21 protein-coding genes and 1 tRNA gene are annotated in these 26,068 nt (G+C 49.5%); 13 read left to right on the forward strand and 9 right to left on the reverse strand.

What is annotated here, in order from left to right:
- The first annotated feature begins 210 nt into the window (after positions 1-210).
- The gene (locus tag BS640_RS09415) at positions 211-390 is read left to right on the forward strand and encodes a hypothetical protein (protein ID WP_084912442.1); all 180 of its coding nucleotides are present in this window, start codon (positions 211-213) and stop codon (positions 388-390) included.
- A 275-nt stretch (positions 391-665) separates the two neighbouring features.
- Here the strand turns inward: BS640_RS09415 and BS640_RS09420 are convergent, their stop codons facing one another.
- Entirely contained in the window at positions 666-2,321 is a 1,656-nt protein-coding gene (locus BS640_RS09420; protein ID WP_084912443.1) for a glucan biosynthesis protein D, read from the reverse strand.
- A gap of 495 nt (positions 2,322-2,816) precedes the next feature.
- Here BS640_RS09420 and BS640_RS09425 point away from each other — a divergent pair, with 495 nt between their 5' ends.
- Positions 2,817-4,241, forward strand: coding sequence for a pyridoxal phosphate-dependent decarboxylase family protein (locus tag BS640_RS09425; protein ID WP_084912444.1), 1,425 nt, complete (start codon positions 2,817-2,819; stop codon positions 4,239-4,241).
- Positions 4,242-4,649: 408 nt separating this feature from the next.
- Complete coding sequence (gene rcsA / locus BS640_RS09430) at positions 4,650-5,276, forward strand: transcriptional regulator RcsA (protein ID WP_017492683.1); 627 nt, start codon at positions 4,650-4,652, stop codon at positions 5,274-5,276.
- A 72-nt stretch (positions 5,277-5,348) separates the two neighbouring features.
- Here rcsA and dsrB read toward each other — a convergent pair whose 3' ends face one another.
- From dsrB to BS640_RS09455, 5 genes are all read right to left on the reverse strand, one after another.
- Positions 5,349-5,540 carry a protein DsrB gene (gene dsrB, locus BS640_RS09435; protein ID WP_017492682.1) on the reverse strand — a complete coding sequence of 64 codons (192 nt, stop codon included), beginning with the start codon at positions 5,538-5,540 and terminating at the stop codon, positions 5,349-5,351.
- 194 nt (positions 5,541-5,734) lie between these two features.
- A complete protein-coding gene (gene cspE, locus BS640_RS09440; protein ID WP_017492681.1) occupies positions 5,735-5,947 on the reverse strand; it encodes a transcription antiterminator/RNA stability regulator CspE in 213 nt (70 codons plus the stop codon).
- A 428-nt stretch (positions 5,948-6,375) separates the two neighbouring features.
- Positions 6,376-6,729, reverse strand: a complete 354-nt coding sequence (locus tag BS640_RS09445) for a hypothetical protein (protein WP_017492680.1) — start codon at positions 6,727-6,729, stop codon at positions 6,376-6,378.
- A 155-nt stretch (positions 6,730-6,884) separates the two neighbouring features.
- Entirely contained in the window at positions 6,885-7,943 is a 1,059-nt protein-coding gene (locus BS640_RS09450; RefSeq protein ID WP_017492679.1) for an NAD(P)-dependent alcohol dehydrogenase, read from the reverse strand.
- 229 nt (positions 7,944-8,172) lie between these two features.
- Positions 8,173-9,183 (reverse strand): AI-2E family transporter, encoded by a 1,011-nt coding sequence (locus tag BS640_RS09455; RefSeq protein ID WP_017492678.1) that lies wholly within the window; start codon positions 9,181-9,183, stop codon positions 8,173-8,175.
- Between the two features lie 166 nt (positions 9,184-9,349).
- Here BS640_RS09455 and BS640_RS09460 point away from each other — a divergent pair, with 166 nt between their 5' ends.
- From BS640_RS09460 to BS640_RS09475, 4 genes are all read left to right on the forward strand, one after another.
- On the forward strand, positions 9,350-10,006 hold the full coding sequence (locus BS640_RS09460) for an epoxyqueuosine reductase QueH (RefSeq protein ID WP_017492677.1): 657 nt from the start codon (positions 9,350-9,352) through the stop codon (positions 10,004-10,006).
- A 275-nt stretch (positions 10,007-10,281) separates the two neighbouring features.
- A complete protein-coding gene (locus BS640_RS09465) occupies positions 10,282-10,971 on the forward strand; it encodes a DUF969 domain-containing protein (RefSeq protein WP_017492676.1) in 690 nt (229 codons plus the stop codon).
- Positions 10,968-11,918, forward strand: a complete 951-nt coding sequence (locus tag BS640_RS09470) for a DUF979 domain-containing protein (RefSeq protein ID WP_084912445.1) — start codon at positions 10,968-10,970, stop codon at positions 11,916-11,918. The genes BS640_RS09465 and BS640_RS09470 overlap by 4 nt, the downstream gene beginning before the upstream one ends.
- Positions 11,919-11,945: 27 nt before the next feature.
- Positions 11,946-12,968, forward strand: coding sequence for a DUF2891 domain-containing protein (locus BS640_RS09475; protein WP_084912446.1), 1,023 nt, complete (start codon positions 11,946-11,948; stop codon positions 12,966-12,968).
- 46 nt (positions 12,969-13,014) lie between these two features.
- Here BS640_RS09475 and lpxA read toward each other — a convergent pair whose 3' ends face one another.
- Complete coding sequence (gene lpxA, locus BS640_RS09480; protein ID WP_017492673.1) at positions 13,015-13,803, reverse strand: acyl-ACP--UDP-N-acetylglucosamine O-acyltransferase; 789 nt, start codon at positions 13,801-13,803, stop codon at positions 13,015-13,017.
- Between the two features lie 265 nt (positions 13,804-14,068).
- Here lpxA and BS640_RS09485 point away from each other — a divergent pair, with 265 nt between their 5' ends.
- Positions 14,069-15,700 (forward strand): phosphoethanolamine transferase, encoded by a 1,632-nt coding sequence (locus tag BS640_RS09485; protein ID WP_084912447.1) that lies wholly within the window; start codon positions 14,069-14,071, stop codon positions 15,698-15,700.
- A gap of 6 nt (positions 15,701-15,706) precedes the next feature.
- Here BS640_RS09485 and BS640_RS09490 read toward each other — a convergent pair whose 3' ends face one another.
- Positions 15,707-16,594 (reverse strand): LysR family transcriptional regulator, encoded by an 888-nt coding sequence (locus BS640_RS09490; protein ID WP_084912448.1) that lies wholly within the window; start codon positions 16,592-16,594, stop codon positions 15,707-15,709.
- 126 nt (positions 16,595-16,720) lie between these two features.
- On the opposite strand from BS640_RS09490, the gene BS640_RS09495 reads away from it, so the two are divergent.
- Positions 16,721-17,227, forward strand: a complete 507-nt coding sequence (locus BS640_RS09495; protein ID WP_084912449.1) for a phenolic acid decarboxylase — start codon at positions 16,721-16,723, stop codon at positions 17,225-17,227.
- Positions 17,228-17,273: 46 nt separating this feature from the next.
- Here BS640_RS09495 and BS640_RS09500 read toward each other — a convergent pair whose 3' ends face one another.
- Positions 17,274-18,275: an alpha/beta fold hydrolase gene (locus BS640_RS09500; RefSeq protein WP_026110642.1), complete on the reverse strand. Its 1,002-nt coding sequence runs from the start codon at positions 18,273-18,275 to the stop codon at positions 17,274-17,276.
- Positions 18,276-18,588: 313 nt separating this feature from the next.
- Between BS640_RS09500 and mtfA the strand changes: the two genes are divergently transcribed.
- The 4 genes from mtfA (at position 18,589) to BS640_RS09520 (ending at position 26,035) form a co-directional block, all read left to right on the forward strand.
- Positions 18,589-19,365, forward strand: a complete 777-nt coding sequence (mtfA, locus tag BS640_RS09505; RefSeq protein ID WP_017492668.1) for a DgsA anti-repressor MtfA — start codon at positions 18,589-18,591, stop codon at positions 19,363-19,365.
- A 159-nt stretch (positions 19,366-19,524) separates the two neighbouring features.
- A tRNA-Asn gene (locus BS640_RS09510) sits at positions 19,525-19,600 on the forward strand.
- A gap of 927 nt (positions 19,601-20,527) precedes the next feature.
- Positions 20,528-20,995, forward strand: a complete 468-nt coding sequence (locus BS640_RS09515; RefSeq protein ID WP_084912450.1) for a type III secretion system chaperone family protein — start codon at positions 20,528-20,530, stop codon at positions 20,993-20,995.
- A 45-nt stretch (positions 20,996-21,040) separates the two neighbouring features.
- On the forward strand, positions 21,041-26,035 hold the full coding sequence (locus BS640_RS09520) for a phosphotransferase (RefSeq protein WP_084912451.1): 4,995 nt from the start codon (positions 21,041-21,043) through the stop codon (positions 26,033-26,035).
- The last annotated feature ends 33 nt before the right edge of the window (positions 26,036-26,068 follow it).

The raw sequence follows: 26,068 nt of genomic DNA on the forward strand, positions 1-26,068 counted from the left end.
TTATCCCTCCGGGATGACCCTGCCAGGATTTAATTAAGCCAAGCCGCTAACGTTGTTTAATTTCAGCTATCAAATCTATCTATAAAAACGGTTTTACCTTATAAGGCCAATCGGCAAAAATAGCGACATCGCCGCAGGATAGTCAGTTGCATAAAGCCGCACGTTGTCAGCTATCCGTTATTAATATTAATGAGATTAATAAGGAATTTTATGTATAACTTTCAACGCTATCACTCAAAAGAATTGGCTCTTGCCTATATGAGCAGCAAGTCACACGACTTCACGCCGGAAGAGTTTTTGGAACAGCTTAAGAAAACCGAGCAAACTTTTGAGAACCTGCTGAAGCACGGTCACGACGTGAAAAAAGGTCTAGTCGTTTGGGCTTTTTAATATCAAACTAGTTTTTGATTTTAAATAATTTTCTGATTGAAAATCAGTTTTTAATTTCAAATTAGTTTTGATGGAAAATTAAATTATTAGGTTTGGGGTCAAAATCTTCCAGGTCTTTTAAGTCAAAGGCCCCTTGAAGCTTTGAAACCGGAAAAGCGCCTCGGAGCTTATTGACGTTGACCTTAAAAGCTGGCTAGGGCAGCCGCCCGATCAACCCCATTGCCCCCCAAGCCGTGTGCCAGCACAAAAAAGGGGGGAATTTATCCCCCCAATTTTTATGACATTTGTCGATCGTCGACGTACTTACGCTTGTCCGGTGCAGGTGGAAAATACTGATACAGCCAGGTTTCACTGAGCGCGTGGTCGTGCGAGCGCAGGAACATCCGCAACTCTACTGGATCCACAGACTCGCTGGTCGGATACCAGTCAAAGAGAATACGGTAACCGTCAAACGGCTGAACGTAGAGGATCTCGATGTTGTTGATCTTGCCGGAAGAGACATTAATCACCGGCTCGATCCCCTTGTCGGCGTAGGCCTTCAGCTCGCCGCCAACGAAATCGACCGCAAAACGTCGCGCCCATACGGTAGGATAATGCTCGCCCGGCGCCCAACCTTCCGGGAATCCGCCCATACCGGTACGCGTTGCCAGCACTTTCGCCATCGGGCTACGCACAGGCGGCTCGCTGCTCCAGTACAGACGGTAGCTGAAGTCCAGCGAGTCACCGGCCTTGATCGGTTTCTCAGGCTGCCAGAAGCAGACCACGTTATCCAGCGTTTCGCCTGTGGTTGGGATCTCCATCAGATTGACAGACCCTTTACCCCAGTTGCCTTTCGGCTCGACCCATAGACTTGGGCGCTTGTTGTACCAACCAATCACGTCCTGATAGTCATTGAATTCGTGATCCAGCTGCAACAGGCCAAAGCCTTTCGGATTTTCGTCAGCAAACGCGTTGAACTGAAGCTTTTGCGGATTATTCAGCGGACGGCAAACCCATTCACCGTTGCCGCGCCACATTGCCAGTCGGTCCGAGTCGTGAATCTGCGGATGGATGGTGTCGCAGCGCATACGCTCGTTGGTACCGCAGCTGAACATGCTGGTCATCGGCGAGATGCCGAGCTGTTTGACGTCTTTACGTGCGTGCAGGTGTTTGTCGATTTCCATCACCACGCGCGTTGGCTCGCAGTGGATGGTGAAACGATAGGCGCCGGTTACGCTTGGGCCGTCGAGCAGCGCATAGACCACGAAGGTAGTGGAATCGGCCTTCGGCGTTTCAAACCAGAATGAAACGAAATCAGGGAACTCCTCCGGCTGGTTGGTGAAGGTATCCACCGCGACACCGCGCGCAGAGAGGCCGTACTGATAGGTGTCATCAACCGCACGGAAATAGCTCGCCCCCAGGAACGATACCACGTCACGCTGAGTCAATTCTGGCGCTTTGTTAACTTTGAAACCGGCAAAGCCAAGGTTGGATTTACCCACCAGCTGCTTAGTATCTACCCCAGCGTCATGATAGTTAAAAAGTTCCGGGCGGAAGTGAATTTCACGCGCCAGATTCTTATCGCCATCAAGGGCAAACATCTTCACCCGACGTTTGAAGCCCATGCCGACGTGAAACAGTTCGACGTCCAGCTGGCGATTTGGAATATCGTGCCACAGCGAGTGTGCGGCATCGTATTGAATGCTGTTGTAGGCCTGTGGTGTAAGATTTGCCAGCGTTTCTGGCAGCGGTTCAGGCGCGCCACCATAGGGCTGCTTCGCGAGAGAAGCGGCCATTTTCTGCAGGACAGAGAAATCGAAAGCGGTTGCGCCACCGTCTGCCACGTTCCCCTGCGCCGCCTCGGCCGAACCGGTGAACAGGGATGCCATACCAGGCACTCCACAATAAGCAGCAAACGCCATTGAAGCTTTAATAAATGCTCTTCGTTCCATGCCGGAAAGGTTTCCTTTGGCTTAGCAAGTGTGTTTTCCGACCGCGTTCGCCTTCGATGTGAGTGACTCAAACATCCCAAAGGTCGACGCCGCCGAGGTTAAAAATTACGACCACAAGGCTATCTTAAAATTCACATAACGAGTACCACAAATTGAATGCATTCAGCTAAAAAATCGCTTGCAAGATTACGGCGTTCAGGCGTGCTACAGCAAGGTTGTACGCGGGCTGAGCGTTAAATCATCTTCATCAAATCGTCCGAGGACCAGGCTCAATTTTCGCCCTTCATTTCACGACTTTTAAGAGCATTCTGTTACGGGCCGTGCTGATATTCTTACCTATTTCGACCAACGACAGAAATAAAAAAGCCTGGCCGATGAAAAGCCTTATGGGTCTCAATATGAAAATAAGTCGTTTTTCCCCTCAGCCCAAATAGGTTAGCGTGGATTTCAGACGACGTTTTTCTCCCTTTCTCTCTCTTAATCAGGATGTTGTTTATGCACCCGCTTTTGCAGCACGACCTTGAGCACCTCGATGAAATATTGGAACAGGCCTGCGATACCGCCCTGACCTATTTGCGCTCACTTCCAGAACGCCCCGTTAGCGCACCGGCAGAAAGCCAACGCATTGCACCGGGCGACGACAAACTTTCTGAACAAGGCGTGGGTGCACAGCGGGCGTTGGCACAATTCTGGCATGATCATGCCGAAGGACTCTCTGCCAGCGCCGGACCACGTTATTTTGCCTTTGTCACCGGCGGTGGCACACCTGCTGCACTGGCGGCCGACTGGCTGGTCAGCGCGATAGACCAGAATACCCAGCTCAGCTTCGACTCCGTAGCTTCTGCACTCGAGGTTGCTACCCTCAGCCAGTTAAAACAGTTGCTCGGGTTACCGGAAAGCCTCTGCGGGTCCTTCGTCAGCGGCGCCACCATGGCCAACTTCGTCAGCATGGCAATCGCCCGCCAGTGGCTGGGCCTGCAGCGCGGCGTCGACGTGGCGCAACAGGGGCTGCATGCTCTCGGCCCCCTTCGCGTTATTTCGGCCGCCGCGCACTCCAGCAGCGTAAAAGCACTCAGCATGCTGGGCATCGGACGTGATGCACTGGTTAATGTCGCCACCTTGCCGGAAAGCGAAGCTATCGATCCCGCCGCCCTTGAACAGCTCTTGATTCAGGACCCTGGGCTGCCGACGCTGGTATTGGCGAGCGCCGGTACGGTGAACACGGTGGCCTTCGATGACCTGCCTGCCCTGCTGGCTCTGCGTGAACGCTTTGGGTTCTGGTTGCACGTTGACGCCGCTTTTGGAGGAGTAGCCGCCGCATCGCCGCGGTATGCTGCGCTTCTCGAGGGCTGGCAGCAGGCCGACTCGGTCACTATTGACGCCCACAAATGGCTGAACGTCCCTTATGACAGCGCGGTGCAGTTCACGGCACAGCAGCATCTGGCGCTTCAGGTACAGGTCTTTCAGAACCATTCAGCCTATCTGGCGCTGCCAAGCGTCAGACCCGACAACTATCTACACCTGACTCCTGAGAACTCACGGCGTTTTCGCGCCCTGCCGGTGTGGATGGCGCTTAAGGCTTATGGTCGCGCCGGAATTGCCGAAATTGTCGAACGCAACGTTCAACTGGCGGCGATACTGGCACAGGGCCTTGAGGCGATACCGGGCCTTACCCTGCTTGCCCCCGTTTTGCTCAACGTGGTCTGCTTCGCACTCGATTCTGCGAGTGCCTCAGCGGAGGAAACGGCGAAACGCGATCGTTTTCTTAAATTGCTCGATGCGGCAGGCGTGGTCCGTTGCACCCCGACGACGCTGGCGGGGAAACCCGGTATTCGTGCCGCGTTGGTGAACTGGATGACGGAAGAACAGGACATCAAACGGGCTTTGCAGTCAATGGTGCAGTGCCTAAAATCCGTGTGACACTTTTTAGGGCACGGCAGGCGTAAATTAATGAATTAGCCATTTAGGAAGCGTTTAAGATAGGTGAATAATTTTTAATCACCCTGCTTACAGATAGCCTAACAACTAATCGTTTGCCGTGTTAAGTAAAACCTTTCGAGGTTATTCATTTCTGCTATATCCCTGCATTTGCTGAGCTTAACAGTAAGCATCTCTTAAACTCTCAATCTAACAACGGTTAGTCGAACTTAAGCTAAATTGATATGGCAGAGGTAAACGGGTTTACCTCGAAAAAATATCTTTGTAATCGGCGCCGTTTTATTGCACAAAGGAATAGTAAGGACGCCTAATATTTAGCTTTTCTTACTTATAGCCCTCTACCCTAACAATCATTATGCAATACACGGATGTCTGCCGAGGACTCAGACTATGCAAACGATTATTTTTGAATCATGTCGTTTTACTCGCCTTGGATTGATACATTCACTTGCCGTTAATGGGATTGGTAGTCGGGAAACTTCCTATGCAAACTCCCTGGAGGATCTTCAGCGCAGCTGCGAACATCCGATACCGAGGATCATTTTAATCAATGAGTCCTGCCTGCCCATACAGTCGCAAAGCAGCACTGTTATTCGCAATCTGATCGTTGAACATCCTCAAAGCCTGTTCATCATTTTTATGTCAAGCACCAACAATCACTTCGAGCAATACGTCTTTGTCCGCGAGAATGTGATTATTACTTCCAAGTCGATTAAAACGGCCACGCTCAATCAGCTACTGAGTCACCACGTACGGCAGTTTAATCTGACCGGAATCGGAGACAATCGGTTAAATATTTCGCCGGTGGTGCTGAGCAGAAGTGAATCCAACATGCTTAAAATGTGGATGTCGGGAGAAGGAACGACGCAAATATCGGACAAACTGAGAATCAAGGTAAAAACAGTGTCGTCCTACAAGGGAAGCATCAAGCGCAAGATTAAAAGCCAGAACAAGCACATCATTTACCACGTGGTGCGTCTGAGCGACTCGCTGACCGAAGGGATTTATGTGAGTTAATTTCGACAGTGGCTCCCATCCAGGGCGTTAAGGCGCATTGATGGGAGCTAACGAGGCGGAATAATTTGAAAGTCAGGCGTCTCGCGGCTCGACAAAAGTACCGTCTTTGCTCTGCGACTCATTGAAGAACCAAATTCCCGCCGGATAATCCTCAAGAGCAACCAGGTACATCACGCCCTCGTAAAAGGTTTCAACTTCCAAAACCGTCCCTTCACGACGCACGCCGCCGTCGGTTTTAACTGTAACCAGATCGTTAACCTTCATTATTTGCCCCATAGTAGAGAGTTTGCAGAGCCTGTTTTCGCTCTATTTTATTCTAGACTATAAGTGCAATGAAATGATTGAGCGCAAGGATAAAGCGAGGAATGACAAGGAGATAAATTGCAGGCAATAAAAAACCCGCCTTAGCGGGTTTTTGTAATCTACTTTATGCGCTGCAAAACAGCGAATAAGTGAGATTAGATAGCGGTAACGTTAGCCGCAGACGGACCTTTAGCACCGTTCTCGATAGAGAACTGTACGTTCTGGCCTTCAGCCAGGGTCTTGAAACCTTGATCCTGGATAGCGGAGAAGTGTACGAATACATCTTTGCTACCGTCAGCAGGAGTGATGAAGCCAAAGCCTTTAGACTCGTTAAACCACTTAACCTGACCTTTCATCATAGAAGACATAGAATTACCTTTTAAATATAAATTTCGCCACCATGGGCATGTTATAGCCGGATTTCAGTCGTTACTTATGGAGGCACTAAGAAGGAAATTCGTCAGATCAGTGTTATCGAGGATAACGCATTAAATTGGAACAACTTTACTCAGGATGTCGTGCATAAATAGGTCTGTACCACAGGCCGAGAGCTATTTACTCATGACTGCCGTTCAATAGCAACTCTTTTTAACAGTAACTGGAAGTAATTACCCTATTTTGTCGATTTAACACCCATAACGGTGAATATATCGGCAGCTATGCCTCTGTTTTAACTCCAGTTGCAGGGAAAATCGTGGCCAGAAATTGAAAATAAAAAAACGCTGAACGGTTTTAAACGCACAGGCAGGCGATAAAAACATTCAGCGTCAGGGTTTTGCACTGCGTTTTGAAGCGCTTACTCCATCATTTCCGAAACGGCATGACGCACATAGGCGGTGATTTGCGCCAAGTCTTCGGCTTTGGCGCTATCGCCACCAATAGAACGTACCCGATTCTCGAGATGGCCAATATCCTGCTCAACCTTGTGAGCGATTTGTACTTTAACAATGGTATCAACAGAAGAAATAAATGCTCGCATCACTGCTTTGAGCGCATAAATCTCAGAGAACGAATCGTAGGCCGGCTTTTCAGCGGGCGGCGCGCTATTGCTGCTCTGCTGCTTATCACGCGCTGACAGGTTCTTCAGGTTATCTACATGTTCAATAATCAGATCTATATCTCTGATTAATTCATCAAAATTCTTAGCCACTGATTTTCCTTCGCTCGGCGAAAGCAGAAGAATACCACTGCGGCAACAAGCCGAGAAGTCAGCAAAGAGGGGAAAGGTGAAATTTAGCGAAGAAGCGCCCGCCCTTTTACTTGGGCAGGCGCTTTAAACCTCAAAAAACGAGCCTCAGCGTAGGCTTAGGCGTTTTTCAGTGAGGCCATATCGATAACGAAACGGTATTTTACGTCGCTGTTCAGCATACGTGTATAAGCTTCGTTGATCTCGTCCATGTTGATCATCTCTACGTCGCAGCCGATGTTGTTTTCGGCGCAGAAGTCGAGCATATCCTGAGTCTCGGCGATACCGCCAATCAGTGAACCCACCAGGCTCTTACGACCCATGATCAGTTTACCGGCGTGAACAGCAGGCTCTACCGGCTCAATCAGACCCACCAGAATGTGCACACCGTCGCGCTTGAGGGTGTCCAGATACGGGTTCAGGTCGTGCTGATGCGGCACGGTGTCGAGAATGAAATCAAAGTGGTTCTGCACTTCTGCCATTTGTTTTTCATCGGTAGACAGCACAACATGGTTAGCGCCCAGACGACGTGCTTCCTGCTCTTTGCCTGCAGAACGGGTGAACAGCGTCACGTCAGCACCCATCGCGTGTGCGAATTTCAGGCCCATATGGCCCAAACCGCCCAGACCGACGATAGCCACTTTATGGCCCGCTTTTACGCCCCAGTGTTTCAGTGGAGAGTAAGTGGTTATACCCGCACACAGCAGAGGTGCCGCCGCTTTGAAATCCAGCGCTTCTGGAACGCGCAGAACAAATTTCTCGGAAACCACGATCTGCTCAGAGTAGCCGCCGTAGGTCATCATCTGGTCGTGGCGGTCCAGACTGTTGTAAGTCATGGTCGCGCCTTCGAGGCAGTACTGCTCCAGATTGGCTTCGCAGTTCTCGCAGTGCTGACAGGAGTCAACCATACAGCCCACGCCGACAGAATCGCCGACTTTGAACTTGGTGACTTTTGAGCCTACGTGCGTGACGTGGCCAATGATTTCATGCCCTGGAACCAGCGGATAAATACTCTGGTGCCATTCGTTACGCGCCTGATGGATGTCGGAGTGACAAACGCCACAGTATTTGATGTCGATAACAACATCGGTATCACGTGGATCGCGACGGACAAAGTTATGGGGTGCCAGCTCGGTCTCTGCGGACTGTGCGGCAAAACCTCGGACGTTAAGAGTCATCTGTTTTCTCCTGAGGGTTAACGAAATGAATTCTGGCAACGGTCATGGGACCGCAACCGGGCTAAAGTATGAAGGGTAATAAAGGAATATCGTTATAACGATCCTCGCTACTACTTGCCTAAAGCTGTTTTTTTCGAGATTTTTGGTTAAGCGCTGCGCAACCGGCAGGCTTAACCAAAATTTGTGACGCCTCGATCAGGCGCGGGGGTGACCGGTATCTGAACGGACGTCAGATAAGTCTGGCGGCTTTCAGCTCACTCTTGAGGTAAGCATAGTATATGGGTGCGGCAACGACGCCGGGAAGGCCAAATGCAGACTCAAAAATCAGCATTGCCAGCAGCACTTCCCAGGATTTGGCGTTGATGCTGGTGCCCACGATGCGCGCGTTGAGGAAGTATTCAATCTTATGAATAATAATAAGATAAGCCAGCACCATTGCACCGACCCACAGCGAGATCGACAATCCCACGATGCAGATGACGGTGTTGGAGATAAGGTTACCGACGACCGGCAACAGCCCACAGACAAAGGTGAAGACCACCAGCGTTTTCGACAACGGCAGGTGGATACCAAACAGCGGCATGATGCCAAACAGAAACACCGCCGAGAGCACGGTGTTGATCAATGAAATCTGAAATTGGGCAAACACCACGTTGCGAAATGACTGACTCAGCAGGCGCATTCTCTGCATCAAATCGCTTTTTAACGGCGCACGCTGATCGTCCGACCCTTGCCTTTGCAACGAGATTATTGCCCCGAGGATCATCCCCACCAGCATGGTCAGGAAAGTATGCGCGGCATTTTTACCCGCCGTTTGCAGCATCACGACGTGCTCGCGCATCCACTGGATAAACTCGCGCTGAAGCTCCTCGAGATTCGCCGGTAAATAGTGCAGCATCACCGGTGACAGACGGCTCTGCGCATCGTTAAGCAACTGGCTTATCTTGTTGTTGAAGGCCGCAGGGTTACGCACGTCATGCAGCAGGAAGGTCACAATGCCCATCACCGCAAGAATAAGGGCACTGACCACAATGGTGCTTATCAACGCCACCACCAGCCAGCGTGCCCGCTCGCCGCGAATGATTTTTTGGAAATAGGGCGTCAGCGCATTCACCAGTTCATAGACGATGAACCCAGAGATGAAACACCCCAGCAGATGAAGCGGCAGAATCAGAAGCAGCCCGCCCATGATAACGAGCAGGCTGAGCCAACGGATGTGATGCGGTCTCAATATTTGCATTGCTGCATCCTTACATAAATAGATAACGGGAAGCGTTCCCGGCCTTTACAATCATCATAGCACCTAAGTTTCAACGGCATAGATACCCTCGCCCGCGCTCATTTTTTTGACATGGTTTTTTCATCCCCTATCATAAAGACAGCAACGTGAACCAACAGGCCAAATAATGACCGATTTAATCCGTGACAAACTCGAGCTTCCCGCCGGGCATAACAAACTTCTCCTGCATTCCTGCTGCGCACCCTGTTCAGGCGAAGTGATGGAAGCGATTCAGGCTTCAGGTATCGAGTACGCGATATTTTTCTATAATCCCAACATTCATCCACAAAAAGAATATCTGCTGCGCAAAGAAGAGAATATTCGCTTTGCCGAACAGCATAACATTCCTTTTATTGACGCAGATTACGATACCGATAACTGGTTCGAACGCGCACGGGGCATGGAAAAAGAGCCAGAGCGCGGTATTCGTTGCACCATGTGCTTTGACATGCGTTTTGAGCGCACCGCCCTTTACGCCTTCGAACACGGTTACACCGCCATTTCCAGCTCGCTGGGCATCTCCCGCTGGAAGGACATGCAACAGATTAACGGCTGTGGTTATCGCGCCGCCGAACCTTATCCCGGCATGGTTTACTGGGACTACAACTGGCGCAAAAAAGGCGGCGCCGCACGTATGGTCGAGATAAGCAAACGCGAAAACTTCTATCAGCAGGAATACTGTGGCTGCGTGTATTCCCTGCGAGACACCAACTTGCATCGTAAATCACAGGGTCGCCCGCTGATTAAACTCGGCGTTAAATACTACGGTGACGAGGAGGAATAAGACCTCAAACGCCGACTTTTTCTCCTAAAATAATCTGGCTGCCGCGCCAGATTATTCTTCCTTCTTATGACCCGCCCCGCAATATCATTAATTCCTATGATTTCCACTTTTTAGAAACTTGCTTAACGCGCCCCTGCTTGTTACTTTCCGGACGTACAGATTTTTATGCACTTTCCATTAAGTGTACTAATAAAAAATATATATCTATAAATCATATTGATAAAAACACGAAACCATCTAAAAACAGATCTTTTTTGGACAACAGGGGATAGAAAATGTGGGTTCTTATTGGCATTCCAATCGTGGTGATTGGCTTTGCGCTGCGGTTTAATCCGCTGCTGGTGGTTACCGTCGCCGGTATTTCGACCGGTATCGCGGGCGGTATGCATACGGTTGACATCATTAGCGCTTTTGGGAAAGCCTTTACCGATAACCGTTACATGGGACTCGTTTGGTTAACACTGCCGGTGATCGCCCTTCTGGAGCGCAGCGGACTGCGGGAACAGGCCAAGCACCTTATTTCGAAGATTCATGCCGCTACCACCGGTCGCGTGCTGATGCTCTATTTCTTCATTCGTCAGATGACCGCCGCATTGGGACTGACCTCACTCGGCGGTCATGCGCAGATGGTTCGCCCACTCATTGCGCCGATGGCCGAAGCGGCCGCGACCACCAAATACGGCGACCTGCCTAACGACGTGCGCCAAAAAATTCGCGCCAACGCAGCGGCGGTTGATAACATTGCGGTCTTTTTTGGTGAAGACATCTTTATTGCCGTGCAGTCAATTCTCTTGATTAAAGGCTTCCTCGATCAGAACGGCGTCTTCGTCGAGCCTTTGCACCTTTCCGTCTGGGCCATCCCGACCGCCATCGCCGCGCTGATTATCCACTTTATTCGCCTCTGGCTGCTCGACCGCTCGCTCGCCAAACGTTTTGATGTACAGCAGGGGAGCCTCGGCAAATGATTACCTTGAATACCGTTTATATTATTGCCGGTTTACTGTTTATTGGCTTCGCTTGCTTTAATTTACGCGACCGCAGCAACCCTAAGCGTTTTGTCAATGCGCTGTTCTGGGGCATTTATGGCGTCATCTTCCTGTTCGGAACAGAGATACCGCACTTCGTTACGGGCTGTATGGCCATTCTGCTGGCGGTTATCGCCGGTACCGGCCAGCTGGGCAAAGGCAAAAGCGACGCTGAGCAACCCGAGGTTGCAGCGAAGCGCCAGGCCAGCGCCAAACGTTTCGGCAATCGTCTGTTCATCCCTGCCCTGATTATTCCGTTAGTGACCCTGATTGGCACCTTGACGTTGAAATATGCTCCGTGGGTCGAAGGTAAGAACGTCACGTTGATTTCGCTGGTGCTGGGTACGATTGTCGCCTTCGTGGTGGCGCTGTTGATGCTGCGTGACTCACCGCTTAAAGCGATTAAGGCAGGCGGGCAAATCATGGATACCGTCGGCTGGGCGGCGATTCTGCCACAGATGCTGGCGGCACTCGGCGGGCTGTTTGCGCTGGCGGGCGTAGGCGGCGTGGTCGCTAATCTGGTTAAAGATGTGATTCCGATGGGATCGCCGCTTGCGATTGTGATTGCCTACACCTTTGGCATGGCATTATTTACTATGATCATGGGTAACGGCTTTGCCGCCTTCCCGGTGATGACGGCGGGGATTGGTTTACCGCTGATCGTTCATCAATTGGGCGGTAATCCGGCGATTATGGGCGCAATCGGTATGCTTTCCGGGTTCTGCGGCACGCTGATGACGCCGATGGCCGCCAACTTCAATATCGTCCCGGCGGCGCTGCTGGAGTTACAGGACAAGCACGGGGTCATCAAGGCCCAGGCATTGACCGGTATTTTGCTGTTGCTGGTTAACACCGCGTTTCTGTATTTGTTTGTGTTCCGTTTCTGATAAACGGAACATCATGGAGTGGATGACATGACCTCGCAACAGCCCCTGCAACTGACGCCAGAAATGGCGTCACGCTTTGCTTCACTGGCGTTAAATCATTTAACCCGTGAATATCCTAACAAGCTGACTCACGCGCTGGTCGGCTCGGATGATGCCCAAACGCCACGTGCGCTGCATCCGATCTTCTATGGCAGCTACGACTGGCATTCCTGCGTTCACGGCTACTGGCTGCTGCTGCGCCTGCTGGGACGTTATCCTGACCTGCCCGAGGCGAGCAAAATTATCGCCGTGGTTGAGACGCATTTTACTGCCGAGAACGTCGCCGGTGAGTTGCGCTATTTGCAGCAAAAACATCACAGCGGTTTTGAGCGTCCCTATGGTTGGGCATGGTTCCTGGCGCTGGCGCAGCAGACTGACGCGCTGTCGTTACCGCAGGCCCGAGGCTGGGCCAAGACGCTGTCGCCGATGACCGAGTTTTTCGTTAAAAGCTTCTGTGAGTTTCTGCCCAAAGCCACCTATCCGCTGCGCGTCGGCAGCCATTTCAACACCGCGTTCGCACTCTCGCTGACGCTGGACTATGCGCGCAGCGCAGGGCGTAAAAAGCTGGCGGCGCTGATAGAAGAAACGGCACTGCGTTGGCATCTGGAGGACGTGAACTGTCAGGCGTGGGAGCCGGGCGGCGATGAGTTTCTTTCGCCTTCGCTGATGGAGGCTGAATTGATGCGTCGGGTGCTGGCCCCCCAGGCTTTCATTACCTGGTTTGGCCGCTTCCTGCCTCATCTGGTGCAGGGACAGCCCGAGACGCTGTTTACCCCTGCGACGGTGACCGACCGCACTGACGGCAAAATTGGTCACCTGGATGGGCTGAATCTCAGCCGCGCATGGTGCCAACGCTCGCTGGCCTCGGCGCTGCTCAAAGGAGACCCGCGCATTGCCCTGCTGAACGCCTCCGCTGACGATCACCTCAACAGTGCGCTAGAACATCTCGACAGCGACTACGCCGGGGAACACTGGCTGGCCACCTTTGCCCTGCTGGCGTTAGAAGCCTGATATTTTAAATAGACGCCTCTGACTTTGAGTACAGAGGCGTTTTCCCTTAGCGCACAATCCCGCGCGTTGAGCGGGCAAAGAACCGTTCAAAGCAGCTCAGATGCGGATACTCTTTCTGCATCAGCAGCAACGCCGCCTTGACTTCATTCAGCGCGTCACCGCCGTGATAAAGCTGATAATAAAGGACGCGGATCACCTGCCGCAGATGTTCGTCCTCAAACTGGCTCGTCAGCGCGTCTTCATTGACGCTGAGCGCTTTACAGCGGTTGCCCTGTACCCGCGTGAAGGGCGGGACGTCTTGCACAACACACGAATGGGCCAGCACCTGTGACGCATAACCCAAAATACAAAACTGGTGCACGGCAGAATGCTCGTCAACCTGCCCGAAGTCATCGAGCTCAACGTGCCCGGCTAACGCGGCACCCAGGGCGAGATGCACAAAGCTGCCCACCACGCAGTCGTGACCGATATGCACCTGATTCATAAACACGTTATCGTTACCAATCTGCGTCACCCCGGTTCCCTGAACCGTGCCGCGGTGAAAAGTGGCCCTTTGGCCAATACGATTGCGATCGCCGATTTCGAGGCGCGTTGGCTCTCCTGCATACTTAAGGTCCTGATTTATCTCACCGAGAGAGCTGTACCTGTCGATCAGGTTGTCGCAGCCGATGCGGGTGTGCCCGTTAATGACGGCATGGGAAAGCACAACCGTTCCCTCGCCAATCTCGACGTTCGCCTGGATATGACAAAAGGGTCCAATGCGAACGTTTGCGCCGATCCTTGCGCCTTTTTCAATAATGCTGTTTCTCGCCACAATGGCGGAAGAGTGGATCATTTAACGGAACCTTAGTGGAAAAAGACTAATCAAGGAGGGGAGGATAGAGATAAAGACGAGGCAACCCAGCATGCTTTAATTTATTTATTTTCTGAACTTTATGGACATAAAGTTTCATTTAATATTCATTAAGGTTACGTTAACGTTTTATTAAGGCTTTCTTAAGCTTGAGGCTTTAGGGTGTGCCGATTCTGCTTGGTGCCACTCGCACTCCGGCTGATTTTCTTGGGCATATTTGCCGGACCTGAGTTTTTTGGAGACCGTTTTGCGTAATTTCATCCCTAAAATCAGCTATTTTTGGCTGACGTTACTGATTAGCCTGTATTTCACATTTGTCGTTAACTTCCCCGTTCTGCTTCATTTCTATCAAATTTTACATGCGCTGCCGGCGTATAAAATTGGCTTTGCCATCTCGATTCCTTTCGTTCTGTTTGCTGCCCTGAATTTTGTGTTTACGCCGTTTACCTTTAAACCGGTGTTTAAACCTTTCTTTATCATCCTGTTGCTGCTCAGCGGTCTGGCGTCTTATTCGGAGCTGACCTACCACGTGGTGTTTGACCGCAGCATGATTGAAAACATTGTCGAAACGCAGCAGAGCGAAGCCTCTTCCTACCTGAACACCTCGGTGATCGTCTGGTTTGTGCTGACCGCCATTCTGCCTGCCGTGCTGCTGTTCCTGGTGCCGGTCAAGTACAACCAGAGCGTGATTAAACGCCTTGGCGTACGTATTCTGTCTATGCTGGTGTCTCTCGCTATCATTGGCGCTGTCGCGAGTCAGTATTATCAAGACTACGCGTCGGTAGGCCGCAGCAACCGCACGCTTAACGTCGAGATCTTGCCGACCAACTTCCTTTACAGCAGCAGCGAATATTTCTATCACAAGTATCTGACCAAGCCGCTGAAGTTCGAGAAAGTCGGTACCGATGCCAAGCTGGTGCAGAAACCAGGGCAAAAACCGACCTTAATGTTCCTGGTAATTGGTGAAACCGGCCGCGCGCAGAACCAGTCAATCAACGGCTACGACAAGCCAACCAATGGCTTTACGCAGAAAACGTCTGACATGGTGTTCTTTAATCACGTCAGTTCCTGCGGCACCGCGACCGCCGTTTCCGTGCCATGCATGTTCTCCGACATGAAGCGCGTCGACTTTAATAACGACCGCGCTCACGCCAGCGACAGCTTTCTGGACATTCTGCAACGCGCTGGTGTTTCCGTTTATTGGAAAGACAACGACGAAGGCTGTAAGGGCGTGTGCGATCGCGTTCCAAACGTCACCATTCCGACCACCAAAGACGGCAAATTCTGTGACGGTGAAACCTGTTACGACGAAGCGCTATTGGAAGGAATAGACGACAAGATTGTCGACGACGGCAAGAATAAAGTCATCGCACTGCACCTGATTGGCAGCCACGGCCCGGCTTACTATCACCGCTACCCGGACAACTTCCGCTACTTTATGCCGGACTGCGAACGCAGCGATATTCAAAACTGTACCCACGAACAGTTGGTGAACACCTACGACAACACCGTGCGCTACACCGACTACGTGCTGACGCAGGTTATCGCCAAGGCCAAAAAGTACCAGGATAAATACAACGTCGCGATGATTTATCTGTCAGACCACGGTGAGTCGCTGGGTGAAGACGGTCTGTATCTGCACGGCACGCCCTACAGCGTAGCGCCACCGCAGCAGACCCACGTGCCGATGATGTTCTGGCTGTCGCCACAGTATGTGGCCGCGCAGAGCCTCTCACTGAGCTGCCTACAGTCAGAGGCCGCGGAAAATGATTACTCGCAGGATAACCTGTTCCACACCGTGCTTGATGCGATGGACGTTAAGACCTCGGTCATCGATCCGTCGCTGGACATTCTGAAAAGCTGTAAAACGGCGCAGTAATTTTACCTAGCCAATCCGACGCTCAATCTCCGCAACAAAGGCGTTGAGCGTCGGGTCATAACAGTGCTGTGCGCTGTTATAGGTCAGATACAGCGCCGTTTTCCGCAACGAGTTTCCGTCCAGCGCAAGGCGCACCAACTCCCCGCTTTCCAGCCGCGCAGACACCTTATGCAGCGGCACCCAGCCATACCCTACCCCATGCACGATAGCCTCGATTGCCGCCTCAATAGTGGTAAAACTCCAGTTCGCCGTCTCATAGGTTTTGCGCTTTTCATCACGCTGCGAATCGCGGTCAACGATGGTGATTAACGGAAATTGCCCCAGCTGCGAGGCGTTTATCGGTATCTTAAGAGACAGCAGCGGATGCCCGTACGCCGCAATCGGCACAAACTCCACGTCCATCAACCAGCGGCTGTTCAGCGTATTTTCAGCAGGCTGCGTGGTGATATAGAGGTCTGCATCGCGCGCCTGTATTTGGCGATCGGTTTCGTTACGCAGGATTTCGGAAAGCTGAAGCTGGGTATCGGGAAAAACTTTCTGAAAGGCTTTCAGTGACAGGAACAGGCTATCTTTGGGAAACACCGCGTCAACGACCAGGCTTATCTGCGTTCTAGCCCCCTGCTGCAACCCCACCGCCCGCGCCTCCAGTTGAATGAAGGCAGAAATCAACGGCTGAGCCTGCGAGAGCAGCGCGCGACCCTGCTCGGTCAGCTCGGCCTTACGGCCCACGATATGCAGCAGCCGCAGTCCGAGTCGTTCCTGCAGGCTCGCCAGCGCATAGCTCACCGACGACTGACTGCGAAACAACACCCTGGCCGCCTCAGCATAGCTGCCTTCGTTAACCACCGTCTGCAAGACGACCCATTGCTCCAACGTGGTGTGGGGGAGTTCCATCGCACAATCCCATCTAAAAATTAGATTAATATCATCGTATATCAGCGTTATTCAATCTAATTTACAAGGTGTAGTTTATTTCCAGAGCCAAAAAAACCTGAATTTATGCCCTTTAAGGAGATAAACATGAGCAGCTTTGATAAAGAAGATTTGAGCGGTTTTGTCGGCAAACATCTGGTTTATACCTACGACAATGGCTGGAACTACGAGATTTACGTTAAAAATGCCAACACCGTTGACTACCGCATTCACAGCGGCATCGTCGGCAATCGATGGGTGAAACACCAGCGCGCCTACATCGTGCGTGTCGCGTCAGAGGTGTATAAAATTTCGTGGACAGAACCGACCGGCACCGACGTGAGCCTGATTGTCAACCTGGGCGATAAAGTGTTCCATGGGACCATCTTCTTCCCACGTTGGGTCATCAATGATCCGCAAAAAACCGTGTGTTTCCAGAATGAGCACATCCCGCAGATGGAAGCCTATCGCGATGCAGGTCCGGCCTATCCAACCGAGGTGATTGACGAGTTCGCAACCATTACCTACGTCCACGACAGCGGTGTGAATAACGAAGCGGTGATCAACTGCCCGGCGAGTGAGCTTCCGGCCGATTTCCCAAAAAACCTACGTTAATATCCTGCCAAAAAGAGAGGGAACCCGTCCCTCTCTTTATTGCCTTCTAGCGCAGCACGTTAATCAGCGACTGATTAAACTTCTCAGGCTCTTCCATCTGCGGCGCATGCCCTAATCCTTTGAATTCAATCAGTTTCGCATGCGGGATTAATTTCGCTGCCTGCTTGCCAAGCACGTTGTAATGACCCAGGCGCGCCTTCACCGCAGGCGGGGCGATATCGCTGCCGATCGCCGTAGTGTCTGAGGTGCCAATCATCAGCGTGGTCGGCACGCGCAGGTTTTTAAACTCGTAGAATACCGGCTGAGTGAAGATCATGTCGTAGATAAGCGCCGAGTTCCACGCCACCAGCTTGTGCCCCGGCCCGTTGTTCAGTCCCGCCAGCATGTCCACCCAGCGGTCGTATTCCGGCTTCCATTTGCCAACGTAATAAGTCTTCAGCTCATAGTCGTGAATGCTCTTGGCAGAAAGTTTCAACTCGCGGTCGTACCACTGATCCACGGTGCGATACGGCGCGCCCTTGGCCTTCCAGTCTTCCAGACCGATAGGGTTAACCAGCACCAGCTTTGAGACCTGCTGCGGATACATCAGCGCATAGCGCGTCGCCAGCATGCCACCGGTCGAGTGGCCGACGATTACCGCCTTGTTAATCTTTAGGTTTTTCAGCAGCTCATGGGTATTGGCCGCCAGCTGCTGAAAGGTGTATTGGTAATGCTCAGGCTTGGTCGATGAGCAGAAACCAATTTGGTCAGGCGCCACGACGCGATACCCCTGGCCCAGCAACGCCTTGATGGTGTCGCCCCAGGTCGCACCGCAGAAATTTTTGCCGTGCATCAGCACCACGGTCTGGCCGTTCTGCCGGCCGACCGGCTTGACGTCCATGTAGCCCATTTGCAGGGGAACGCCCTGAGAATTAAAGGAAAAGTGTTGGAGGGGATAAGGATAGTCGAACCCCTGCAACTGGGGGCCGTAAGACGGTGTATCGGCCGCCATCGCGACGCCTGAGGTCAGTGCCAGCGCTAAAAGAGAGGCGGAAAACCGTTTTTTCATCGAAAAGAGCATCTAAAATTCCCTGATAAATAGCCAAACTGAGGCATAAAACACGGATATTAAGGAGTTTAGCTTAAGGATTGAATCAGAAATCGTAACATTTTTCGTTTTCCCGCCGCTTTCCGCCCGCATTCCTGTCATGAAAAGAGCGCGTAAATTGTGAGAAACTGCTACGACGAAAGCAATAACGTGAGCTACGTTTGATAAGATGAACGCTCAAGTAGCATATGCTGCCGTTACTGGTACCATCCTTCGGGTTTTGGGCAACTACCCTTTATAACCTTTTGAATGTTCACACTTTGCGAGCAAGATGATGATCAAGTGGCCGTGGAAAAGTAATGAACTTAAGATTGATAAAAGCGAAGTCTGGCAGCAGGCGCTGGATATCCCGCTTTTTTCTGATTTTAATAACCATGAACAGCAGCGGCTCATTCGCGTTGCCACGCACCTATTGCAGCACAAGCGGCTCATGCAGCTTCAGGGGCTTGCGCTTGACGAAACCATGCAGGCCAGAATCGCACTGCTGTTTGCACTGCCGGTGATGGAGCTCGGCGCAGAGTGGCTCGACGGTTTCCATGAGATTCTCCTCTACCCCACCCCTTTTATTGTCGACACCCCTTGGCAGGACGAAAACGGCATTGTCCATTCCGGTACCCAAGTGCATGCGGGCCAAAGCTGGGATCAGGGCCCTATCGTGCTTAACTGGCTCGACGTGCAGGACTCTTTCGACAAGTCAGGCTTTAATCTGGTTGTCCACGAGGCGGCACACAAGCTCGACATCCGCAACGGCGGCGAGGCGACCGGCATTCCGCCTATTCCCCTGCGCGAGGTGGTCGCGTGGGAGCATGACCTGTTCGCAGCAATGGAAAATTTGCAGGAAGAAATCGACATGGTAGGCGAAGAAGCTGCCAGTATGGACGCCTACGCCGCCACCGACTCCGCCGAGTGCTTTGCCGTGCTATCGGAATATTTTTTCAGCGCCCCTGAACTGCTTTCGGAAAGATTCCCGCTGGTTTACGGACATTTTACCCGTTTCTACAAGCAGGACCCGCTGATGCGGCAGATGCGCGGCAGGCTGGCGGACTGTTAATATCTTTGCATTTTAATATCTCTGCATTTCACGGGAAAAACCCTATAAAACGCCACCAACGCACTATTCTGCTCAGGAGATGAGCAGTCGGACGCAGGAACGCATTTTCGCGTTGACACTCCCGCTCTCGCTGGATACTATGCGCCCCGTTCACACAATTCCTCTGTAGTTCAGTCGGTAGAACGGCGGACTGTTAATCCGTATGTCACTGGTTCGAGTCCAGTCAGAGGAGCCAAATTTAGAAAAGCCCGCACAAGGAAACTTGCGCGGGCTTTTTGCTTTTTGGGGATTATTGAATCCCTGGCAGATTTAGATTTTATCCATAACGATGTCGTGTTGAGGGTATTGACGGTATAGCGTCAATGCTTTCAGCCAGAAGGCGATATAGATTTCGAGCGGTATACGAAGCCATCAGAGGTCTGCCACAGGCTGTAACAGGTCAAACTCTGGGTTTTTTCCCGTGTCAAAAACTGAAATACCGCGTGGTTTTACCGGCTCCCTTGGGTACATCCAGAGCAACAAACAGCTGACGATTCATTCTTTAAATGACGGTTGATATACGGTTCTTATAAACGCGTCAGCGCGAATCGGATAGAGGGCTATTATCAACAGACACTGATAAACATTCTGGCAATGGTTCTAACCCACTCGTTTAAAAACCCAGGATCACAGCCGTTTATGGTCATAGCCCATATTAAGGCATGACTAATATCGCGATGTATTAATTAACGGGGCTTAGGGTATTTCATCTCGCTTGTTAATGCTCATATTCGTCAGCAACGTGCTGAGATTCTTAGATTACTCGCCGATATAATCAATCCCGTCTGAGTAATGATCGGGCTTTTAAGACGCGCTTCCAAACAGTCACTGACAAACCATTACATTACTAGATGTAAAAATCTATAAATTTTAGTTTGTTTCAGATAAACCCCGCCTCCTGCATTACATAAAGTTCTACCTAATTAGTCTTCAACACTACATTAGGAAATGTCATGAAATATTCAAGGAACGAAATCTCTAAAACCCGTGCCTCAACGGCTCTTTCAGGAGTGTGTGCAACCTCATCCACAAATCCGCTGAAAACTACATTATTGCATGAGCTTGCGATTGATGGTTTTTCGTCTAGGGCTTCCAGCCCTACTATCGATGGGGCTTATCCACTATGACACGGATGCTTATCCCCACGCAGGTAAAACAGGCAACCACGGGCAACACTGCCTTGCTAATACACCGGATTAATCAGGTTCTTAAAGACATCCTCAAGGGAACCGGAAAAACCCTCGGCAACCTTTCCGTAGAGGCTGGCTCAAAAGTAGTATTTGAATTTCACAACGTTCCTCCCATCACCCTTTCCTTGAATGAAGGACACATCTGGCTCCAGACGCCGCTTATCTGGAGGGACGAGTTGCATTTTGCTAAATCTGCAGGTGCCCTTCTGGAGGTACTGCAGTATCCGCTGCCGTGGGTAGTGACCGACCAGCCAGTGCTAGGTCTTCGTGGCCGGGAGCTGCGGGCGCTGGTTGATGAATCGTGTTTCGTCATTGATACCCGGTTCGGAGAACTTCTCGACGCCTTTTATTTACGCAGTTGCCGTCTGCAACAGTGCGTAGGCGAATACTCCAGGCCGTAAATCTGCCAGTCCCTTCACCCATTTTCATAAAAAAAAGAGAAATACATGAACGAAGTTAACCTCCGCCGTGCGGATGTCTCCACGCAGGATACCCACACCACTCAAGCTTCCAAAATAGAACAGAACAGACAGCTGGCGCATGCCGAATCTTGGATGGATAAGCTGTCATCGGTGTTTTCGAAGGCAGTAGCTTCATTTACCAATCCACCGGTAGACGAGGATAAAGCAATGAAACAGCTGAATGATTTGTTTAAAGAGCTCAAAAATGATGCCAAAAGCCCGCTTACCGGTGGAACAGAACATTCGCTGAGTTTAAAAATCGAAATGGCTCTGAGGGAGCACAAAACAGAAGCGCAGACCTCGTTATCTGACCCAGCAACCTTACTGCGTAAGATGTTAACAGAGGAGAATCTGATTAAGGTTTCCGGTGGGCATTGGTTCGATGGCCTGCATCTTGACGTCGGGATGGATCATCTGTTCGCGCGCATTGTAGGAGCGAATCCGAAGGATGAGAAAGCGATGGCGAAAATTGAACGCATGAATCTGGAACAAACAAAACCCGCCTTGTATCAATGGTTATCAAAAGAGGTTTATGCGGCCGTGGCGAAGGGAACGCCGTCCAAAGCGGATATACAGAAAATCGGCATGTCATATATTAGCAGTGCCGGCGTCGGCATGGCGCTCGGAAGCCTGGGGCCAGTGGGCACCGGTCTGTCAATCGCCTGGTACAGCTGCCAGATTTTAAAGCAGCTCAGTCAGGAAGGCCTCATGAATACGGTCAACTCCCAGATGAAGGCCCAGCTGGATACGTGGATGGGGGCGAAAATGGCAGGAGGGGTTGTCTCTGCCGCGGATGACCTGGAACTCTTTACCCATCTTGGAGACTGGTTGAGCGGAATTACCCCTGAGAGTATGGCTGGCAGAATGAACACCCACCAGCCTGGAGCAACGATGGCTGATACCGGAGGAAAGGGACCCGAACTTACGTTACTGACTGCGCCGACAATCAGTGGAGGCGAGAAGGTCGCCAAGAATGTAGATGCCGAAGGCTGGATAGCAAACAGCGTGCTTAACTGGGAAAATACGGACGTCGCTGAAAAGATGCTGATGAAAATAAAAACCTGTTATGAATTCCTGCTTCCGGAACAAGATACAGCCCCAGAGGTGTGTTCAAGCTCGCCCAACAGTGCAAATACTACCGCTATGGCACCGCCAACCAAGATGGTGAAGAGTGTCGTGGAAGAGGGAATGGCGGAGAAAATACGCGTACTGGACGGTGAGGGGAAGTTGAAACAACGCTTACGGCTGGCCAACGCTGACACTCCCGTTGAACTTTCAAATGCCAAAGTGCCAAATAAGATGTCCGGCACGGTAGCTACCACTGTCGCACCTTCGAGGTTTCAGCTTAGACCCGAGAAATCTTCGGGCGGAGAAACAGCGGTCTCCCCGACAGGAAGCAAAATAGAAAACACGGCAGAAAGAACCAATGCGGCTTTGGCAAAGAAGCCTGACGAGGAAATGCTGTTGCAAGAAATAGGCCGCAGTTTTGTATCGCCGAAGGATAATTTGCAGGGTGTGAAAATAGTCCCAACAGGTCCGAGTTCTGTCAGCAACATGTTGACAACCCTGGCAGTCACTCTGGTGGCGGGTAAGGCAGCCGGAGCAGTAGCTTTCATGGCGCAGCAGTTTAAGACGGCCGAAAGCAAACCGACCTCTCTGTCGGAATTAGCAAATAAAAAGCCTGAGCCGGAAAATCTCTTTGTTGCTAATAAACCAATAATTTATCAGGCACTCGACTCTCTTTCCGACAATGTGATACGAACTGCCTTGGCAGAACATCCTCATGAATTAAATGAGGACAAGTTACATGAGCTTTATTCATATGCAAAAGAGGACTATGCAAAAATTATCATTAAGGGGATTGCCTTTATTGCCGAAAATTATGTTGATAGTAAAATTATTAAGGCGATTCAACAGGCAAGAGTAAGTGCTAACCTAACTGATGACGTTGCATTGGTCGATATGTTAAAAGATAAGAAATTTATCGTGGAAATTTCTAATATGCTAGCGAAGGGAGAGTTTGAACATCCTTCTCTTCAGGCCTGCAATCTGGAAAAACTAATGGAGCCCATCCTCTCCAGAACACCAGTAATGGCATTTGATGTAGAACTTGGTTTGAATTCAGAGTACTCAACCAGGTTAACAGACAAAATCGACAGCTATTTCTTCCCAGATGGCGGAGCAGAAGTGAAACTGGCTGCGATGAAAGCTATTAATGAAAAAATAAAATATTCGATAATGCAGGTGTGTCAAAATGAATATTCTAAAATGCATGAGGGCGTATCGAATCAACACGTTTTTAACAAGTTTGGTATGAACGACTATGAATATTGGTATACGGCGAAGGGTGCAGCCAACCAAGTTCAAGACTTATCGAGTTCAATTACAGATGCAGAACTGAATAGATATATTTTATCTGCGGCGAATAACACTGGGAATGGAACTCCTATTCCGTTAAATAAATATGCTGAGCTTGTTGAAAGTTTTAATAATGTAAAAGCCAACACCGTAGACTATTTAAAGAATTTTAATATCAATACTTTGGTAGATGAAATTGTCCTGGATGAGATAAGAAAAATACCCACACTACAAAATGCGAACCTTGATGATATAGTATCGATAAACGATCTTACTAAAAAAAAGGATTTGAGTTTAAAAGAAGTCGCGCTAGGTGACATCTTTAGAAATTATCCTTCTTCTAGATATATAGCCATCTTTAGTAAGGCCGACGAAAATAAACCCTATCACAAACACGATGTAAACTTAAAAGAATCATTGATAAATCTTGCGGATCGCGTTGAAGTCAGACTTGAAAAAACCATTAGAAATAATTTATCTCGACCTGACGCTGAAAGTGTAGTGAAGAATTTTATTGGGATTTCATTTAAGACTCAGCTAATAGATTACATGAAAAAGGCGTCTGTAGAAGACTCACGAGAGTTCGGCCCTGCCATTAATGATATTCTCGCAGGAACAACGAAACCTAAGTTAATGGCAATGCTGGAATATCCAATGTCTAACATCATTGCACTAAAAGGAATAGGTGATCGCTATCTTGCTGTCTCTACGTTGACACAAGAATCTAAGATCATACCAAACAGACAGGGATTGGAAAATGACCAGAGTTTACAAAATTGGTTATTGCACCACTTGTCTTTCTATGACTCTCAAAGAAATATGGTTAAAACGTCTTTCACGCCAAAAATGCTCGATCCTTTATATGGTATCACGCATTATGAATACCCGGTAAAATATAGTGAAACGGGTGATTACACGTCAGACTTGACTCAGCGTCATATTGACAGATTGAGATCCGATCCGGATGTTTTAATAAAAACTCACTTTGAACAAGAAGTTGATACTATTCTTTCCGCAGGTATCGGTGCTCTAGGGTTTCTGTCAGTGGGAGTGATACTCACACCGGCCAGCGCACTGGGGGCATTTTGCTCAGCGGCCATGGGTATGGGTATTTCAGCGATGCAAGTTGCGAAGTACTTTGTAGCAGATACACCAGATGAAAAGATGGATGCGTTGTTTGAAGCAGTAATGAGTGGTGTATTTGATACGGCTCTAGAGATAACTCAGGCGATAAAACTCTTTCGACAGCAGATGTCATCAGCGCTAAAAAGTGGTTTGAAGAATACACCCAATAATTTCAGTCTGCCAGATTCAAAAATAAATATTGCACCTAAACCCGCAGATTATAGAAAAGCGAAACCTATTGCTGAAGGAACAGCGGCAAAAATTTACAGTGTAGACGATTACCTGATTAAAGAATTTAAGCGCCCCTTGAAAGAAGGTGACTTCTCTAAAGATCATTTATTATTAAAACAATCAAAAACAAACAGTTATTCGGGGGCATTGCGTGAGGCAAATAATAATGCCGTCGCATTCAACCGTCTTTACGGAGAGGGTTCATCCGTCGTCTTCATTGATAATATTGGAGATTCTAAAATTGTTTCGATGAAAATGCCTAAAATACCGGGTGAATCTTTACAATCCATTCTAAAGAATGACAATTTACAACAAATGAAAAATATCAGGAAATCACTGAGTGATGAAAATACTATACAGTCTATAATAGATCGTACACTTGCTGATTTGAAAAAAAATGGTATTATGCATGATGATATCAATCTTGCAAATATCATGTTCAATCCAGAGACTGACAAATTCACTCTGATAGATTTTGACCGTGCAAGAATAAGCCCTAAAAAGGATGGACTGATCCCAGAACTGTCTGCTTCTCAGATGAACCCGATGGAGAAAAAGTTTAAAGCTGATTTAAATGAATTTAAACGAAGTATTGATAAACTCGAGAAACTAGAAAATAATTCCATCAAATTGGATTTCGATAATCTGGACAGGAACCGAGATTTGATCAGAACCTGTTCCCCTCTTATAACGGCCTCCAGACAAACACGGGGAGTTTTATCCTGTACAGAGCCAAGCCCTGATTTTTTAAAACTTCCGCCTTTGGTTAATGACAGAGTACAACTTATCGATGCTGAATTCGATCGACTAAACAAAGCACTTGTAAGTCGCGATGCCAAGCCTACAAATCACAATGACATTTTCACCACTACTGTAACCACCCTCAAGGACCTTGAAAGCTTAAAAGACCCAAACTATCAAGCCAAATTTATATTTGTAAAAAATGCCAAAGGCAATCAGCAACTAATTATCGGCGGCATTGGTAAGAAAACTGACGTAAAAACGATTTCCCACCCTTCTTTGCTAACAGAAATAACTATTGATAATAGTAATTTGGAGATACAATCTGCTGGATACATAGGTATGACAAAAAAAGGCGTCGCTTATTTACTCAATACTTCAGGACACTATAAACCCACTTACGACCATTTACGTTCAGCTCAGAATTTTCTTAAAGAGGTTGTGGGTGTTGAAAATGTCCATAAAGTTGAGTCCTTCACTATTAAACACCAATGGCTAAAAAGGATTGATAAAGTCTTTCTTTGATTACCAGGAAGAACATAATAGTTAAAATACTAA

It is taken from the genome of Rouxiella badensis (assembly GCF_002093665.1).
GTDB lineage: Bacteria > Pseudomonadota > Gammaproteobacteria > Enterobacterales > Enterobacteriaceae > Rouxiella > Rouxiella badensis.